This window comes from Azospirillum sp. A1-3 (genome assembly GCF_023806445.1).
Taxonomy (GTDB): Bacteria; Pseudomonadota; Alphaproteobacteria; order Azospirillales; family Azospirillaceae; genus Azospirillum.
Genome location: NZ_JAMSLU010000005.1, coordinates 442418 through 459249, shown reverse-complemented (window position 1 = coordinate 459249; position 16832 = coordinate 442418). Strand labels below are relative to the sequence as shown.

The 16832-nt window shown below is 62.2% G+C and carries 16 protein-coding genes and 1 pseudogene; 8 read left to right on the top strand and 9 right to left on the bottom strand.

Annotation, left to right across the window (positions count from 1 at the left end):
- The first annotated feature begins 98 nt into the window (after positions 1 to 98).
- The 6 genes and pseudogenes from M5E06_RS26695 (at position 99) to ppk2 (ending at position 4091) form a co-directional block, all read left to right on the top strand.
- Positions 99 to 311 carry a tautomerase family protein gene (locus tag M5E06_RS26695; protein WP_109157439.1) on the top strand — a complete coding sequence of 71 codons (213 nt, stop codon included), beginning with the start codon at positions 99 to 101 and terminating at the stop codon, positions 309 to 311.
- 68 nt (positions 312 to 379) lie between these two features.
- A complete protein-coding gene (locus tag M5E06_RS26690) occupies positions 380 to 1099 on the top strand; it encodes an SDR family oxidoreductase (protein WP_502802012.1) in 720 nt (239 codons plus the stop codon).
- A 13-nt stretch (positions 1100 to 1112) separates the two neighbouring features.
- A complete protein-coding gene (locus tag M5E06_RS26685; RefSeq protein WP_252140810.1) occupies positions 1113 to 2018 on the top strand; it encodes an SDR family oxidoreductase in 906 nt (301 codons plus the stop codon).
- A gap of 111 nt (positions 2019 to 2129) precedes the next feature.
- Positions 2130 to 2843 carry an IS5 family transposase gene (locus M5E06_RS26680; RefSeq protein ID WP_502802015.1) on the top strand — a complete coding sequence of 238 codons (714 nt, stop codon included), beginning with the start codon at positions 2130 to 2132 and terminating at the stop codon, positions 2841 to 2843.
- On the top strand, positions 2801 to 2902 hold the full coding sequence (locus M5E06_RS36105) for a transposase (RefSeq protein ID WP_502802011.1): 102 nt from the start codon (positions 2801 to 2803) through the stop codon (positions 2900 to 2902). Before M5E06_RS26680 ends, M5E06_RS36105 begins: the two co-directional genes overlap by 43 nt.
- Before the next feature lie 319 nt (positions 2903 to 3221).
- Positions 3222 to 4091: pseudogene (ppk2, locus tag M5E06_RS26675) on the top strand (polyphosphate kinase 2).
- A gap of 519 nt (positions 4092 to 4610) precedes the next feature.
- On the opposite strand, the gene M5E06_RS26670 reads toward ppk2, so the two are convergent.
- From M5E06_RS26670 to M5E06_RS26650, 5 genes are all read right to left on the bottom strand, one after another.
- Entirely contained in the window at positions 4611 to 5774 is a 1164-nt protein-coding gene (locus M5E06_RS26670) for an AI-2E family transporter (protein ID WP_252140809.1), read from the bottom strand.
- 26 nt (positions 5775 to 5800) lie between these two features.
- Positions 5801 to 6178: a hypothetical protein gene (locus M5E06_RS26665; RefSeq protein ID WP_252140808.1), complete on the bottom strand. Its 378-nt coding sequence runs from the start codon at positions 6176 to 6178 to the stop codon at positions 5801 to 5803.
- 41 nt (positions 6179 to 6219) lie between these two features.
- Positions 6220 to 9021, bottom strand: coding sequence for an MGH1-like glycoside hydrolase domain-containing protein (locus M5E06_RS26660; RefSeq protein WP_252140807.1), 2802 nt, complete (start codon positions 9019 to 9021; stop codon positions 6220 to 6222).
- Positions 9022 to 9064: 43 nt separating this feature from the next.
- Positions 9065 to 11047: a mechanosensitive ion channel family protein gene (locus M5E06_RS26655; protein WP_252140806.1), complete on the bottom strand. Its 1983-nt coding sequence runs from the start codon at positions 11045 to 11047 to the stop codon at positions 9065 to 9067.
- A 254-nt stretch (positions 11048 to 11301) separates the two neighbouring features.
- A complete protein-coding gene (locus M5E06_RS26650) occupies positions 11302 to 11781 on the bottom strand; it encodes a hypothetical protein (protein WP_252140805.1) in 480 nt (159 codons plus the stop codon).
- Positions 11782 to 11883: 102 nt separating this feature from the next.
- Between M5E06_RS26650 and M5E06_RS26645 the strand changes: the two genes are divergently transcribed.
- Positions 11884 to 12102, top strand: coding sequence for a hypothetical protein (locus M5E06_RS26645; protein WP_252140804.1), 219 nt, complete (start codon positions 11884 to 11886; stop codon positions 12100 to 12102).
- A gap of 193 nt (positions 12103 to 12295) precedes the next feature.
- On the opposite strand, the gene M5E06_RS26640 is transcribed toward M5E06_RS26645, so the two are convergent.
- The 3 genes from M5E06_RS26640 to M5E06_RS26630 form a co-directional block, all read right to left on the bottom strand.
- Entirely contained in the window at positions 12296 to 12463 is a 168-nt protein-coding gene (locus tag M5E06_RS26640; protein WP_252140803.1) for a hypothetical protein, read from the bottom strand.
- A 19-nt stretch (positions 12464 to 12482) separates the two neighbouring features.
- Positions 12483 to 13334 (bottom strand): DUF4344 domain-containing metallopeptidase, encoded by an 852-nt coding sequence (locus M5E06_RS26635; RefSeq protein ID WP_252140802.1) that lies wholly within the window; start codon positions 13332 to 13334, stop codon positions 12483 to 12485.
- Between the two features lie 80 nt (positions 13335 to 13414).
- Positions 13415 to 14614, bottom strand: coding sequence for an IS256 family transposase (locus M5E06_RS26630; protein ID WP_252136941.1), 1200 nt, complete (start codon positions 14612 to 14614; stop codon positions 13415 to 13417).
- A gap of 71 nt (positions 14615 to 14685) precedes the next feature.
- On the opposite strand from M5E06_RS26630, the gene M5E06_RS26625 reads away from it, so the two are divergent.
- A complete protein-coding gene (locus M5E06_RS26625) occupies positions 14686 to 15780 on the top strand; it encodes an aldehyde dehydrogenase family protein (protein WP_252140801.1) in 1095 nt (364 codons plus the stop codon).
- Between the two features lie 331 nt (positions 15781 to 16111).
- Here the strand turns inward: M5E06_RS26625 and M5E06_RS26620 are convergent, their stop codons facing one another.
- Positions 16112 to 16825 (bottom strand): IS6 family transposase, encoded by a 714-nt coding sequence (locus M5E06_RS26620; RefSeq protein ID WP_252140800.1) that lies wholly within the window; start codon positions 16823 to 16825, stop codon positions 16112 to 16114.
- Positions 16826 to 16832: the final 7 nt, after the last annotated feature.

Below are 16832 nucleotides of genomic sequence, written 5' to 3'. Positions count from 1 at the left end.
CGTTCCCGAGAGCAGCGGCTGAACGGGGCGCACATGCCGAACCGGCAACCGGCCCGACCGGCAGCTCATCAATCGATCATCCGACTGGAGCGAAGACCATGCCGTTCGTCAATTTCAAGGTTCCCGAGGCCGCGCTGAGCCGCGCTCAGAAGGAAGAAATCGTCCATCGCACCACGGCGATGCTTGTCGAGTATTTCTCGGAGGCTGCCCGGCCGCACACCATGGTCCTGATCGAAGAGGTCAAGGACGGCGGCTATGCCCGCGCCGACGAGGTGTTCGTCATTCCGGACGCCTATCGGGCGAAGGATTGAAAGCGGCCGGACGCCACAACTCGCACCAGGATAGAGGGAGCAGGACAATGACGTCATCAACGAACCGGGTGGCGATCGTCACCGGAGCATCCCGCGGCATCGGCGCCGCCATTGCCCGGCGGCTGGCCAGTGACGGCATCGCGGTCGTCGTCAACTATGCCGGCAGCGCCGGCGCCGCCGGCACGCTGGTCGAAGAGATCGAGGCGGCCGGAGGCCGGGCCATTCCGGTCCAGGCCGACGTCAGCGACCCGGCGGCGGTGAAGCGGATGTTCGATGCCGCCGAGGCGGCCTATGGCGGCGTGGACATTCTGGTGAACAATGCCGGCATCATGACGCTGGCGCCCATTGCGCAGATGGACGACGCCGCCTTCGACCGGATCATCGCGATCAACCTCAAGGGGACGTTCAACGGGCTGCGCGAGGCGGCGAACCGGCTGCGCGACGGCGGTCGGATCGTGAATTTCTCCACGAGCGTCGTGGGCCTCTATCAGCCGGGCTACGGGGTCTATGCGGCCACGAAAGCGGCCGTCGAAGCCCTGACGCATATCCTGGCGAAGGAGCTGGGTCCGCGGGGGATCACCGTCAATGCGGTCGCACCCGGCCCAGTCGCCACCGAACTCTTCCTCCAGGGCAAGGATCAGGCCACGCTCGATCGCATCAGGCAGATGATTCCGCTCGGCCGCCTGGGCGAGGTCGACGACATCGCGCGCGTGATTTCCCTGCTCGTGGGACCGGACGGCGGCTGGATCAACGGTCAGATCCTGCGGGCGAACGGCGGCGTGGTCTGAGGGAGTGGGCGGCATGAGGCAGGTCATTCTCATCACCGGCGCATCGAGCGGCTTCGGCCGCCTGATGGCCAATGCCCTGGCTGCGTCCGGGCATATCGTCTACGCCTCCATGCGCGGGCTGAGCGGCAAGAATGCGGATCAGGCCGCCGAGGTCGCGGCCTATGCGCGGGACCGCAACGTGGATTTGCGGACGGTCGAACTCGACGTACAGTCCGACCAATCGGCGCGATCGGCCGTCGAGACCATCATCGCGGAGCATGGCCGGCTCGACGTCCTGATCCACAATGCCGGGCATATGGTGTGGGGGCCGAGCGAGGCATTCACACCCGAACAGCTCGCCGCGCTTTACGACGTGAACGTGCTCGGCACCCAACGGGTCAACCGGGCCGCCCTGCCGCACATGCGCAAGGCACGGCGGGGGTTGGTGGTGTGGATCGGCAGCAGCAGTGCCGCCGGCGGTGTCCCGCCGATGCTCGGCCCCTACTTCGCGGCCAAGGCCGGCATGGACGCCCTGGCGGTCTGCTACGCGCGCGAGTTGGCCCCGTTCGGCATCGAGACATCGATCATCGTTCCCGGCGCCTTCACCAGGGGGACGAACCACTTCGCCCATGCGGGCGCCCCGGAGGACAAGGCCCGTGCGGCGGACTACGAGGCGGGTCTGCCCTCGGGCTTCGCGGATGCGATGCTGAAGGCGCTCGCCGCGACCGTGCCTGAAACCGCGGATCCCGAGCAGGTCGCCGACACCGTCGTCGGTGTGGTGAATGCCCCGTTCGGCAAGAGGCCGTTCCGCGTGGTGGTCGATCCGGCCGACGACGGCTCGGCGGTCGCCTATGCGGTGATCGACCGGGTGCGTGCGGAATTCCTGCATCGCGTCGGCTTCGCCGATCTGATGCACCCCAATGACTTCGGCGGCTCCTGAAATGTTGTCGCCCAAGGCTGGCTGGTCGATCCGATCCGTATCGACCTGCTGGCTCACAGAGCCCGTTTGAAAAGGGTTGGCGCTAACGGCATGATATGATTCAAACTTCGGATGTGGACCGAAGCGACGCGCAGCCGGATGGCCAGGATCGAAAAGAAGACGAAGCGGCATTCGACGGACCTGACCGATGAGGAATGGTGTCTGATAGAACCGCTGATGCCGCAGAAGGCGGGCACCGGCCGTCCGAGGTCTATTGACCTTCGGGAAGTCTTGAACGCCTTGCGCTACTTGGCCCGGACGGGCTGTAGCTGGCGGCTTTTACCGAAGGACTTTCCACCGTGGCAAACGGTGTATTGGTGGTTGCGGCATCTCCTGCGGCGCTTGCTGTTTCAGACGATCCACGACGTGGCGTTGATGGTCGACCGTGAGTGGGCCGGTCGCGAAGCCAGTCCGAGCGGCGGGGCTGTGGACAGCCAATCGGTGAAGGCTCCCGCCGCTACGGAGCGCGGCTGCGATGCGGGTAAGAAGATCAACGGGCGCAAGCGGCACATTGCGGTCGACACCGATGGCCACCTGCTGATGGTGAACCTGACCACCGCCGACATTTCAGACTCCGCCGGGGCCCAGACGATCCTGGAGGCGATGCGCAAGCGTTGGCCGTGGATGAAGCACCTTTTCGCCGACAGTGCCTATGATCGCAAGAAGCTGATGAAAAGGCTGCCTTCCTCGACTTCACCGTCGAGATGGTTCGGCGAACCGATACCGAGCCAGGGTTCAAGGTCGTGCCACGGCGCTGGGTGGTCGAGCGGACCTTCGGATGGATGACCCGCTGGAGACGTCTGGTTCGAGACTATAAACCCGGATCGATGTCTCCGGCGGCATGATACAGCTCGCCATGGCAAGCCTGCTACTTCGACGAGTCTGCCACTGAAGCGGTTGTCAAACAGGCTCTGAGGCAACTTGCTGGTAATGCGAAGTTTTGAAACACTTCAGATCTCGCCGGTGCACCGCATTGGTCATTGATGCACGTCGCTCTTGGGCAGACCGAGAGCTGACTTGCGTGAAAACGTGCCGACTTAAGTAAGCCAACCGTGTGATCTGTTACCGTAGCAAACAGAAACGTGCAGGAGGGTACTTCCGCGCGGTCGGCGCTTGTTGCCTGATGAGTCAACCACATTTTCATCATCAAGCAGGGCAGCGACAATGGCGAAGCATGCAAAGGTGCGGAAGCATGGCCACGTCAACGGCGACACTCTCACCAAGCGCTCCGATGACGATGCACCTCAGGGGAAGCTGAAACGGCGGGTGTACGAGCAGGAACTGGCGAAGCTTCATGCTGAGCTCGTCACACTGCAGGAATGGGTGGTGCATAAGGGGCTCAAAGTCTGCATTGTCTTCGAGGGACGCGATACTGCCGGCAAGGGCGGAACAATCAAGGCAATAACTGAACGTGTCAGTCCACGCGTATTCCGCGTGATCGCCTTGCCGACCCCGACGGAGCGCGAAAAGTCTCAGATGTACATACAGCGCTACATACCCCACCTGCCGGCCGCCGGAGAGGTCGTGATTTTCGACCGGAGCTGGTACAACCGTGCCGGCGTTGAACGGGTAATGGGCTTCTGCACGGAAGAGCAGACCAAGCGCTTCCTTGGCATGGCCCCGGCAGTAGAACGGGCAATAGTCGAGTCTGGCATCATCCTGTTGAAATACTGGCTGGAGGTTAGCGCCGAAGAACAGACACGACGATTGGAAGCACGAATCCATGATGGACGGAAGACCTGGAAGCTTTCACCGATGGATCTGAAATCTTATAGTCGATGGTTTGACTATTCCCGCGCGCGTGACGACATGTTCGCGGCCACTGACACTCCCTGAGCACCTTGGTATGTTGCGCACTCCGACGACAAGCGCCGCGCCCGCCTGAACATCATCAGCCACCTGTTGGCACACATTCCCTACGAAAAGCTCCCACACGATCCGATAAAACTGCCGAAGCGTCAGGAAGCAAACGGCTACCACAAGCCTGACTATTACTACAAAACGATTGCGGAGCTTCATTGGGAAAACAAGTAGGGATTGGAAAGTGAATGCCCCGCCATTCCGGAGCACTGAACGGAGGGTAAGATGAAAGCGAAAATTTTGTTGCTCGGGATCACCATGCTGATCATGTGCGCTTGTGGTAATATTCCGCCTGGCTATCCCGGAGTTGACAATAGCCCGACATCTTATAGGACCGGCTATGGTATCAGAAGCAACGCAACAGGAAGCGTTGCTGACAGCCATATGGGTTGGGGGGAGTAGCACCATCCCAATGTTTGCAGCTGTTCTCCGGCACCTAGATCGGATCGCGTAAAATCGGAATCGATTTGGAGCGTGAATCCGATCGCCAACCATAAAGCTACAGCGCCGTGCGTTTCATATTAAACGCACGGCGCTGTAGCTGTGCTCTGTCGGGCAGATCGGCCTTGCGGAAGCCGGCAACGATACGCGCAGTGGTGTCGGGCGCCAGATTGAGCTGTCCGAGATTGGTGCCGGTGTGGTCGACGAAATTGGGGTCGATGCTCAGTATTTTTGCGACTTCCGCAACAGCTCTTATTCCTTCGGTCCCGTTGCGAAAGACGGGTCCGACAGACCGCTTTCGACCCGCTCTGTCCGTTCGCTTCCGCCACTCCATTCGCGGACGAGACTGTAGGCGACGGAAAGCAGCGTCGGCCCGAGGAAGACTCCGATCAAGCCGAAGGCGACCAACCCCCCGATGATGCCAAGGAAGATGACGATAAAGGGAAGCGCACTGCTGCGTCCGATCAGGATCGGGCGGAGGATGTTATCGAGGCTGCCGACGATCAATCCGACCCATAAGACCAGAACGATCGCCATCATGGTGTCGCCGCGCGTCACCAGCCATGCGGTTGCCGGCAGCCAGAGGATCGCCGGCCCCATTGGTATCAGCGTCAGGAAGAACGTCACGAAGCCCAGCAGAAAGGCGCCGGGCACGCCGGTGAACCAGTAGCCGGCCGCTGCTGCAATCGCTTGCACCAACGCCGTGCCAAGCACGCCGTGGACGACCCCCGTCATGGTGTCCGCCGCGACGTCCAGCGACTGTCGCGCCCGTACGCCTGCAATCTGCCCCATGACATTGTGCAGCCGTCGCACGGCGGCGCGGCCGTCGCGGTAAAGGAAAAAGGCAATGAATACGCTGACAGCGATCAGCGAGGTGCCGGACAGAAGGTTTCCACCCGTGGCCAGCACCCAATCCTGGATGTGACCGAGATAAGGTTGAAGCATCGTTCGCAGATTGGCCTCACCGGAGGCAAGCCTGACCCACGCTGCGTTCAACTGCTCGCCAATCAGCGGCGCTCCGGCCAGCCAGGGTGGGAGCGCCGGCAGGCCACGATTTATGGTGCTGTGCAGCGCCTCGAACATTCGGAAAACGTTTTCCGACAGCTTCAGCCCCAGAATGACCAGGGGACCGACCAGCAGCAGCATCACCAACAGCGCCATCAAAGTGGCCGCGAGTGTCGACCGACCGCCGAGTGTCCATTCCAGCCGATTGTAGAGCGGCCATGTGCTGAAGGTCAGAATAATCGCCCACAAAATTGCGGCGATGAACGGCCGCAGAACGATAAAGCATCCGACAAGAAGAATCAGGATAAGCCCTAGGACGAATGCCTTGCGAACATAACTCATCTCGAAGCGTTCGGACGTGTTGAACGGGTCTTTCTGGGGGAGCGGCCGATCCGGCTTGCCGTTCGCCATGGCCTAATTCCTTTCATGGCAAAGGGTTATGGTGCAATCACCCATTCGCCTTGCTCGGTCTTGCAGAAGTTCATGTGATAGGGCACTTCGCGGCCGGCCCGCCGGAAGGTAAAGGCAACCTGATGGCAGGGTAGATCCTCCCTGTCGAAGCTGCGTTCGACCTCCATATCGCCTTCAAATCCGCTGTTGTTGTTCTTCCAGTCTGCTCGGCCACCGACCGTCCCCTGTTCAAGAAGTCGCCGCATCGCGCCTTTGAACAAGTCCCAATCCTCCGGTGTGAACTCGCTACGCGCGTGCTCGCTGAATAGAAACCTGAACTGGGCCAGGACAGGGGAGGCCGAGGCAACGGCAAAGCCGCCAGCAAAAATCGTGATGATTGCAAACTTGCGGATGCCGATTGCCATCGAAGCCTCCCAATGTTGTCGCCGCCGGAGTTGGTCGGCACTCAGGCGTGTTGCTTCTGCTGCTGTGTGTGCTGCCGCGGTGCTGAGACCAGTGCTTCCGCTCCTCCGTGAAGGAATGCGTCGGCGGTTGTCGTGGCGAAGAGGTGGAGAAAACGGGCGACCAGACCGGTCCAGCCGGTCTGGTGGCTGGCGCCGATCCCGGCGCCGTTGTCGCCGTGAAAATACTCGTAGAAAAGGATGTGATCACGCCAATGGGGGTCCTTCTGGAACTTATCGGTGCCGCCGTAGACCGGACGGATGCCATCCTCATTGCGCAAGAAAATCGCAGAAAGGCGTTTGGAGAGTTGTTCAGCCACCTCGTACAGGGTCAGTCTGTTTCCCGATCCCGTCGGGAATTCGACGGTGAAATCATTGCCAAAGTATAGATAGTATTGAAGAAGGGCTCGAATGATCAGGGCATTGACCGGCATCCAGATCGGGCCCCGCCAGTTTGAATTCCCGCCGAACATTCCGCTGTCGGATTCGGCCGGCAGATAGGAAACCTGGAACTCCTGCCCATCGACCGAGAGGCGGTAAGGACGATCGGCGTGATGACGGGAGAGGGACCGAATGCCGTAGGGGCTGAGGAACTCCTCCTCGTCGAGCATACGAGCCAAAACGCGGCGCAGACGCTCTTCGGTCAGAATCGACGCCAGTCGACGGCCTTCGCATCCGGGAAGACGAGGGTCATGCATGCCCGACACCATCATTGGACGGGCTGCCAGGAAGTCACGAAAGCGCTTGCCGAGGTCGGGAACTGTGTTCAGCAGGCTGCCGTCGAAAACGCAGACCGCACACAACGGCAGCAGCCCAACCATGGAGCGGACCTTCAGGCGTTCGGCTCGTCCGTCGGGCCGGCGTAGAACGTCATAAAAGAAGCCGTCCTCCTCGTCCCACATCCCGATGTCGTCGCCGATACGGGTCATGGCCGACGCAATCCAAAGGAAATGCTCGGCAAACTTCATCGTCATGCCCGTGTAGGTCGGATTGGTTCGGGTCAACTCGATGGCTATTTCCAGCATGTTCAGGCTGAACAGCGCCATCCAGGCGGTCCCATCGGCTTGTTCCAGTTGCCCGCCGGTCGGTAGCGGGGCGCTGCGGTCGAACACGCCGATGTTGTCGAGACCAAGGAAACCGCCCTCGAAGACATTATGACCCTCGCGGTCCTTGCGATTGAGCCACCAGGTAAAGTTCAGCAGCAACTTCTGGAACATGCGTTCCAGCCACAGCACGTCGTCCGGGTGGTTGCGCCCCCGGATCAGGCGGTGAACGAAGATGGTAGCCCAGGCATGGACCGGCGGGTTCACATCGCCAAAATTCCATTCATAGGCTGGGATCTGCCCGTTGGGATGCAGGTAGCGGTCGCTCAGCATCAATTCCAACTGCTGCTTGCCAAAATCCGGATCCACCAGCGACAGGGCAATCACGTGGAACGCCAAGTCCCATGCGGCGTACCAGGGATACTCCCATTTGTCGGGCATCGAGATGATGTCGGCATTCTCCATATGGTGCCAATGGCCGTTGCGCGTGGTGCTGTCGCGGCGCGCCCGGAACGGTCCGGCCCCATGCTCGTCCAGCCAGATTCCGACGTCGTAGCGGTAGACCTGCTTGCTCCACAGCATGCTGGCCAGCGCCTGCCGCAGCACGTTGGCTTCATCGGTGTTCAAGCGCGACGGCGTCAAGCATGCGTAGAACGCATCGGCTTCCCGCTTTCTGCGGTCGAAGAGGTCGGTGAAGGCATCTCCAAACATGTCGCCGTCCGCCGCCGTCAGTCGTGTGGCGGCCGCGTCGATGGCGAGACGCAGGCGGACGGTCCGGCTCTCTCCCGGGGCGAGCGTCAGGACATAGTGGGCCGCGGCCTTGGTGCCGACATGTTCGGGGTTCACCGCACCCGACTGCTTGTTGACGACAGCGTCATTGATCCCGTCCTTGACGAACGGACAGCGGTTCGCCTGCCCGTAGAGGCGGGTGAGATTCGTTTCATTTTCCGTGAACAGCAGCGCTGGATCGTCTTGGCAGACGAGCAGCGCCTGCCCGCCCTCCGGGTCCGCGGCCTCGATGGCGGGCCGGCCGCCACGTCGGACTTCCCGCAAGGTTGGCCGCAATGAAGAGTCCTGCTGGCTGCCCTCTGCCGGGGGATTCCAAGCCCAACGATTGCGCCACCACAGAGTGGGCAGGAGGTGCAGTTCGGCGGGGTCGGGGCCGCGATTGCAGGCGGTGATGCTGATGAGGATATGGTCCGGAGCCTCTTTGGCGTAGTCGACGAACACGTCGAAATAGCGGTTTTCGTTGAAGACTCCGGTGTCCAGCAGTTCATATTCCCAGTCCTGCCGGCTGCGGTGGCGGTTGGTTTCCACCAGATCCCGGTAAGGGAAGGCGGTCTGCGGGTATTTGTAGAGGTAGCGCATGTAGGAGTGGGTTGGCGTGCTGTCGAGATAGAAATAATATTCCTTTACATCCTCACCATGATTGCCTTCGCCGTTGGTCAGGCCGAACAGCCGCTCCTTAAGGATCGGATCGCGCCCGTTCCACATGGCCAATGCGAAGCACAGGCGTTGTTGATCGTCCGATATTCCGGCCAATCCGTCTTCGCCCCAGCGGTAGGCACAGGACCGGGCGTGATCGTGCGAGAGATAGCTCCAGCTGTCGCCGGACTCGCTGTAATCCTCCCGCACCGTCCCCCATTGCCGTTCGCTCAGATAGGGTCCCCAGGCTTTCCAACTGATGCCCTGTTCACGCTCCTGGTCCAGCCGGCGCTGTTCCTCGGTATCGCTGATCGTGGTCCGCTGGTTTGCTTTTGGCACGGTTGCCTCCCCTTGCATCGTCTTTTGATCTTTCTATCAGCGATCAACCGGCGGAGATGTTCATCGTCTGCCGGATCGCCTCCCGCGCTGCGAAGCCGAGTGCATTCGTTGCTGCCTGCTGGTCTTCCACACGCACGACCACTCCCCGGCCGACAAGGTGGATCCCGTTTTGATTGAAGGCGCGGATCAGCCGCTGGTAGGCCTCGCGCCGGATCACAAACTGTTCCTGCGGCTTGGCGGTGAATTTTACGCCGATGATAAGCGCGTCATCTTCGACCCGGCGAACGCCTTGGGATTTCAGAGGCTCGATGACGTTGGGCCCGATCTCGGGATCCTCCGCCAGCTGCTTGCCAATGTCTTTGACCAGCTTCTTGACGAGATCGAGGTCGGTATCGGGCGGAACGCGGAACTCCAGCCGCATCAGCGCCCAGTCCCGGCTGTAGTTGGTCAGCGCCTTGATCTGGCCGAAGGGAAGGGTGTGAACGGCACCGCGATGATGGCGCAACTTAAGGGAACGCAGGGAAATGCCCTCGACGGTCCCGCGCAGCTGTCCGACCTCCACGTAATCGCCCATGTGGAAGGCGTCTTCCAGCAGGAAGAAGACACCGGCCAGGATGTCGGCTATGGTCGACTGGGCGCCTAGTCCGATGGCGATGCCGACCACCCCGGCACCTGCAAGCAGGGGGCCGATCTCGATGCCGAGCGAGGACAGCACGATCATCGTCACGGCCACGACCAACGTCACCTGAAGAACCTTGCGCAGCAGCGGCAGGAGCGTCGCCATGCGCTGGGCGCGCGTCGACTGGCTTCCGCGTTGCGACACGCTGAGCGCGCGGTCGATGACGCGCACCATCAGCACCCAGGCGACATAGCCGAGCAACAGCACGACCGAAAGATTGAACAGCAGGCGCATCAGGAAAGCGCTCGGTCCATCGGCACGGTCAAGCCCGACCCCCCAGATCATCGCGGTGCCGACCACGCCCAGCACGATCAACGCCAGCAGGACGGCGCGCATCAGCCGCGCCACTTGCGGATCGGAATTGTCCGGCGCGCCGAGGTCACGACTGTCCCCACGATAGAGGCGGCTGAGCGGCCGCATCAGGACCAGCGCCACGAGAGGCACGCCAAACGCCAGCAGCAGGCTTGCCAGAAGCTTTTGTCCGGTCTGTGGTTCCAGCCGGAGTGCCGCGCCGGCGGCGGCGAACCATAGTCCCAGCAGGTGCAAGGTCGCCAGCGCCGGCCAAATGGCCAGCAACGGCAACGAGCGTGCATCGAGATTCAGCGGCTCGATCAGAGTGCGCATAACCGCGACGTGGTGGCGCCAGATCACCCACAGCAAATAGAGGAACGGCAGGGTGCCCATCGGCAGTCCGAGCGCCACCGCAGCATCCTGCGGCAAGCCCAGGGCGCGCAGCAGGTCCAGCAGACCCAGCGGTCCGGCTGTCAGAACAACCACAATCATCGCCGTGTTCTGAAGGCCGCGGGCCGCCGGGGTGTCGAGCGGCAACAGCCGATGAGCCGGATCCCCCGGCGCGGTCAGAATTCGCAGGATGCGATCGGTCAACAAAAGCGTGGCAACCAGCTTGAGGACTGCCAGCAGGATCGCGGGTGCTGCCGGGTGCGGCGGACGCATCAATGCGAAGGCCAGCAGCGTGCCCAGGGAGAAGGCCGCAATTTCCGCCAGTCCGGCCATCAGGCGCGGCACGGGTGCTGCGGTTTCCTGCCGGCGGAGCAGCCGCCGGGCCAGGATCAGGGCGAGCGCTCCGGCGGCAAAGAGCAAGGCCAGCCCATAGCCGAGCCGCAGAGGGGAAATGGCCGGCTGCGCGCCATTGGGATGAGCGAAAACATCAGCGAGGATCGTCGGCAGCCGTGGGTAGGCGTCAACGATGGCCTCCAGCCGCTGTGCATAATCCGGCAGCCCGCCGTCGGCGGGGTGGATCAGAATCCCTGCGGCCGGCATCCCTTCCGCGGTCACTGGGGGGACCCACAGCGGGGCAGCCAGCATCATCAGCAGCAACGCCGCCATAGGACCGATCCGAACCACTGGTGGCCGTCTGTGTCTATGCACCGCTGGGCACTCCTCCGCCCGTCGCCCCGCTGGGCGGCGTCCGGGCGGCGGGCCGTGCCACACCGTCGGAACGGGGCCGGGCGGTCTCCACCGTCTTTGACACTGATGCGATGTGCCTGCACATCTCGACCAGCGGTTTGGACCTATTGTGGCGATGCGCGGATGCTCCGTTCACGACGTCGACCGGATGGCTGTCGCTCATGTCGTCGCCCTCACCAGCGCAGAAACAGGCCGACATCTCCCGGCATCCCGTCCGGGTAATTCAGGATCCGGGCTTCCAATCGATAGCCCTTGTCCTTCAGGTACTTGGCATAGATATCGAACGCCTCGCGGGCGAAGCCGGTCAGGGTGGATGGCCAATCGGGCTCGAAATTGTTGATGGCGCGCCCCCTGTCGGAGCAGTAGGTGCTCGGAAAGCGCGTGATCTGGAGTTCGGTGACACCACGCTCCGCCGCCAAGCGTACGGCCGTGGTAAAACGTTCATTGGCGTCCTGGCGTATGTGCTGATGCATAAAGGCATCGCGTAGAATTGCCTGCTCCTCCTCGCGCTTCTTTTCGAGTGCGAGCGCCTCGCGCATCCGGGCGAGGTCCTGCTCCTCCGTGATATGGTGGAGGTCCTCCGGGCGGATGATGTCGGCGAATTGCTTTGAGGGGTCGGCGGGGTCGGGTGTTGGGGAGGGGGCCTTGCTCATGGCGATTCTCCTTGCGATCAATGTCACACCATTTCGCTCTGGGCGGTAGAAGCTGGCGGGCGGCGCAGGATGTCGAGCAGCCGGCTCACGGATCGTTGCCACATGTCCGACATCAGCTTTCGTACCCTCTCTGAATGCTGTGCGCGCTCTGCTGTACACTTTGATCCTATTTCTGCACGGCAAGACTTCCGGACGGATTTATTGGATAGATATTCTCCCAACAGGCGGAGTATTTTGCGCCATCATAAAACCAAAGATGAGAATTGGGCGATTGCGCGCAATTGTGCTTCTTTCAAGAAGAATATCGAGTTGTTCCGATGAACTGGAACATTCGATGCGCAGGCACCAAGCATGGGAAAGGGCCGACCGAGGTGTTCCGGTAGCATTGATGCTGCGCACTATGCGGTGCAGCGAAGCGAGCAGAAAGTTCGTAACCGTTGACGGTGATACGGTATCAAGCTCACAGATTAGTGCTTCTCTAAAGAAGGCGACAAGGAACTTATACTATCGTTTTTTAGGCAGACGGCAGGTTCAGGAAAATCAAAGCCAACATGAAGGGCGTGATCTGCGCCGGCATCAACGCACTGTCGCCCGGAGCAGTGGCGACGCGCGGGTGGCGGCGGGCATCAATCGTTTCAACGAGCTGCTGCACCGTACGGCGAACAAGGATCCGCTCCGGCAATGCGTCACCATCGATGACATCATGAACAATTTTCTCTGTGGTCCTGTCCTTTCTGTTGACGGCAGCAGCAGTGGCGGATGCCAACGCGCGTGTTGGTGGCGGTCGGCTTTCGGCCTTTCAAATGAGGTGCGATCAGTTGTTGGAATGCGTACGCAACCTGTTGGTACTCCGCGGCGCATTGTTCGGCTCGTGCCGGCGGCAGATAGCCCTTCTCCACCAAGTCGCCGAAGGTTTTTCGGTCAGCGCCGTAACTGATGCACAAGAGATTGTAGAACCGCTGTGCCGGCAGGCTATGCTCATTTGCGAAGTCGGCAGCTTCCGGATCCGCCGACTTCGCCTCGCTGGCATACATGACGGCGATTGCGGCGACCGCCCTCCGTGCCTCGTCGCGATCCAGGCGCATAAGCGTGAAAGCGGCAACCTGATCGGCGGCGTCCTCTTCGCGTCCGAGGATTGGGATCTTCTTGAGGTCGAACAGAGCGTGGGCCAACTCATGCAGAACAACCTCGAGGAGTGGACCGGTCAGGTAGGTCTCGGGTGTCAGCCCTTCACGCACGGCGGCGGGTGGCAGATTGCGGGCAAGCTCCTGAAGGTAAGCCAAATATTCGTAGCAGATCGTGATCGTTGCGTCGGCCGACTCATAAGACGCATCGACCTCGCCCTGGCAGCCAGCAATCCTGATCGTCAGGACACGTGGAAGCCGGATGTCGCCCAATCGGTCGCGAATGTTCTCCAGAGTCTTCCGGTCTTGCAGATTTCGCTGCATCGCCTGCTGCACAGCATCACCTGGTGGACCGTAGACGATGCGGATGTCGGCTGGACGCGCCGCTGCGGAACCGGCTGACATGACCATGCCAGCAACGACGGACACGATTGCGAGAGATCGTGTCCCTGGCCGTGGTGTAGGAGCGGAGAGGCGCTCATGGTCTCCGGGTGGTCTGGCCGGGATTGTCAGGCGGCCACAGCGGGCAGGCTGACGAGGGGATCATCGCCGAGTGGGGCGATGGTTTCCAGCGTCATGTAGCGCGCCCTCTGGACAGCCCATTCGTCGTTCTGTTCCAAGAGGATGGCACCAATGAGGCGCGTAATCGCCTCCTCGTTCGGAAATATGCCGACAACCTCGGTGCGTCGCTTGATCTCGCCGTTGAGACGTTCAATCGGGTTTGTCGAGTGGAGCTTGGCCCGATGCTCCTTGGGAAAGGTCATGAAGGCCAGGACGTCTTCCTCCGCCTCGTCCATCAGGTCGGCTAGCTTCGGCAGCTTTGGACGGACCTGATCAGCCACTTGCCGCCACTGCGTTCGGGCGGATGCCGCATCGTCCTGTGCGAAAGCAGTGGCGATGAAGGCCGCCACGACGCGCCGGCCGCTTTTGCCGGCATGGGCAAGCGCGGTCCTGGAGAAATGCACCCGGCACCTTTGCCACGTCGCCTGGAAGACGCGGGTGACCGCCGCCTTGATGCCGCCATGGGCGTCGGAGATCACCAGCTTGACGCCGCTCAGCCCCCGGCGTTTTAGCTTGCGCAGGAACTCGATCCAGAAGGTCTCGGCCTCCGACGGGCCGATGTCCATGCCCAGGACCTCGCGGCGGCCGTCGGTGTTGACCGCCACCGCGATGGTGACGGCCACCGAGACGATGCGCCCGTTCTGGCGGACCTTCACGTAGGTGGCGTCCAGCCACAGGTAGGGCCAATCGCCTTCGATGGGACGGCCAAGAAAGGTCTTCACCCGTTCGTCGATCTCCTCGCACAGCCGGCTGACCTGGCTCTTGGAGATGCCCGACATCCCCATGGCCTGGACCAGATCGTCGACCGAGCGGGTCGAGATGCCCTGGATGTAGGCCTCCTGGATCACCGCGGTGAGCGCCTTCTCGGCCATCCGCCGCGGCTCCAAAAAGCCGGGGAAGTAAGACCCCTTGCGCAGCTTGGGAATGCGCAACTCAACAGTGCCGGCGCGGGTCTCCCAGTCGCGATCCCGGTAGCCGTTACGCTGGACGAGCCGCTCGGCAGACCGCTCGCCATGACCGGCCCCGGTCAGGCCCTGCACCTCCAGTTCCATCAGCCGTTCGGCGGCGAAGCCGATCATCTCACGCAGAACATCGGCATCCGCGCCCTTCTCAAGCATCGCGCGAAGCGCCATCATCTCGTCGGTCATCGTGGTCACCCTCGGTCGAGGTTGTGTTGTGGTGACCAGACTCTACCGAAGAACCACGATGACCGCCCGCTGTGGATAACCGGCCCGCCTACGCCAGCCATGGGAGGGCGCTGCGGCGGGCCGGTTCCCCACAGCTCCTACACCACCCCGTGGGGCACGACCTGTCGACCTGGAAGATCGCTCCGGCGCTGGCCGCCGGCTGCACGGTGGTCCACAAACCGGCGGAGTGGAGCCCGCTGACCGCCATGCTGCTGGCCGAGATCATGGCCGAAGCCGGCGTGCCGGCCGGCGTCGCCAATCTGGTCAACGGGTTGGGCGAGGAGGCCGGCAAGCTGCTGACCGAACATCCTGCGATCAAGGCGGTGGCCTTCGTCGGCGAATCGACCACCGGCAGCCACATCATGGCCCAGGGCGCCCCGACGCTGAAGCGCGTCCATTTCGAACTGGGCGGCAAGAACCCGGTCATCGTGTTCGACGACGCCGATCTGGACCGTGCGCTGGATGCCGTGGTGTTCATGATCTACAGCCTGAACGGCCAGCGCTGCACCTCGTCCTCGCGCCTGCTGGTGCAGAGCGGCATCCATGACGCCTTCGTCGAAAGGCTGGCGGAGCGCGTCGCCCGCATCCGCGTCGGCCACCCGCTGGATCCCGCCACCGAGGTCGGCCCGCTGGTGCATGAGCGCCATCTGAACAAGGTTCTGGGCTATTGCGCCATTGCGCGGGAGGACGGCGCGACGGTCAAGGTCGGCGGTGTCCGCGCCGGAGAGGCCGGCACCGGCGGCAACTATGTCCGTCCGACGCTGTTCACCGGCGCGCACAACCGCATGCGTATCGCCCAGGAGGAAATCTTCGGGCCTGTCCTGACCGCCATCCCCTTCCAGGACGAGGCGGAGGCGATCACGGTGGCCAACGACATCGCCTATGGGCTGACCGGCTATGTCTGGACCCGCGACGTCGGCCGTGCCAACCGCGTGGCGCTGAAGCTTGACGCCGGCATGGTGTGGATCAACTCCGAGAACAACCGTCACCTCCCCACCCCCTTCGGCGGCATGAAGGCCAGTGGCATCGGCCGCGACGGCGGCGACTACAGCTTCGATTTCTACATGGAGACGAAGAACATCTGCGTGGCGCTCGACACACACACGGTGCCGAAGCTCGGCGCCTGATTCATCGCACTCATGTGATGGAGACCTGGGCGATGCGGCGGAGGCTCCCTCTGCTGCATCGCTCCTGGGTTCTCCGCTTGGATCTGTTGCCAAGTTCACCGCCGGGACGGTGGAATGGCTGGGCATTGGAATGAGCCAAGATCAGGGGCTCTGTTGCAAATTTTGTGGTGGGGCGGGGATCCGGTAGAACCTCGGCGGGATCGGCGACCAGGGTGACACGGTAATGCGCAGCAAAAAAGGCCCATTCAAGGGCCGACAGTTCACGACGGAGGTGATCCGGTTCTGTTGCAAAGTCTGACGGTGGTCGCGGAGAACCGCGGCATCAGGACTGTCAGGCGGCGATTCCGAACAGGCCGGCGATGAAGGTCGCCTGGGCCGGCATATCGTTGGCGGGGATGGCGGCAACCTGCCCCTTGCCCACCATCGCCAGGATCTCGTAGCCGGCGATCGTCCGGCGTGCGGTGTGGAAGCTTTTGAACCCGAGCCCCGGCCGGACGAGCCGCTTGATGCGGCGGTGATCCTGTTCAACGATATTGTTCAGGTATTTCACTTGGCGCAGCTTGGCGAAGCGCCACCGCTCGCCGGCCTCCTTCATCGTCCTGGTCACACTCGGGTAAGCGGCGTTCTTGTCCACAGTGAAGGTGCGCGGGTTCACGGTGTGCGCTTGCTTCAGCGCCTTGCAGAAGAAGCGTCGGGCGGCCGCGGCATCGCGCTTGGCGCTGAGCAGGAAATCGATGGTCTGCCCGCGTGCATCGACGGCGCGGTACAGGTACACCCACCGACCCTTCACCTTAACGTAGGTTTCGTCCACCCGCCAGGAGCCGGTCGTCAGGCGCCGGTGCGGGCGGATGCGCTTGTCCAGCTCCGGGGCATAGGCCTGGATCCAGCGGAAGAGCGTCGTGTGGTCGACCAGCACGCCGCAGTCGGCCGGCATCCGCTCGAGATCACGGTAGCTGATCGGGAACTGCAAGTACCAGCGCACCGTCCACAGGATCACCTCCGTCGTGAACTGCCGACCCTTGAACGGGGTCTTCTTTGACCGCATCACTCTG

Excerpts from the sequence above, each read along its gene's own strand:
- M5E06_RS26680 (WP_502802015.1), top strand. The coding sequence starts at position 2,130 with ATGTGGACCGAAGCGACGCGCAGCCGGATGGCCAGGATCGAAAAGAAG.
- M5E06_RS26630 (WP_252136941.1), bottom strand. The coding sequence starts at position 14,614 with ATGACCGACGAGATGATGGCGCTTCGCGCGATGCTTGAGAAGGGCGCG.
- M5E06_RS26695 (WP_109157439.1), top strand. The coding sequence starts at position 99 with ATGCCGTTCGTCAATTTCAAGGTTCCCGAGGCCGCGCTGAGCCGCGCT.
- M5E06_RS26685 (WP_252140810.1), top strand. The coding sequence starts at position 1,113 with ATGAGGCAGGTCATTCTCATCACCGGCGCATCGAGCGGCTTCGGCCGC.
- M5E06_RS26665 (WP_252140808.1), bottom strand. The coding sequence starts at position 6,178 with ATGGCAATCGGCATCCGCAAGTTTGCAATCATCACGATTTTTGCTGGC.
- M5E06_RS26620 (WP_252140800.1), bottom strand. The coding sequence starts at position 16,825 with ATGCGGTCAAAGAAGACCCCGTTCAAGGGTCGGCAGTTCACGACGGAG.
- M5E06_RS26645 (WP_252140804.1), top strand. The coding sequence starts at position 11,884 with ATGTCCGACATCAGCTTTCGTACCCTCTCTGAATGCTGTGCGCGCTCT.
- M5E06_RS26655 (WP_252140806.1), bottom strand. The coding sequence starts at position 11,047 with ATGGCGGCGTTGCTGCTGATGATGCTGGCTGCCCCGCTGTGGGTCCCC.
- M5E06_RS26670 (WP_252140809.1), bottom strand. The coding sequence starts at position 5,774 with ATGGCGAACGGCAAGCCGGATCGGCCGCTCCCCCAGAAAGACCCGTTC.
- M5E06_RS26650 (WP_252140805.1), bottom strand. The coding sequence starts at position 11,781 with ATGAGCAAGGCCCCCTCCCCAACACCCGACCCCGCCGACCCCTCAAAG.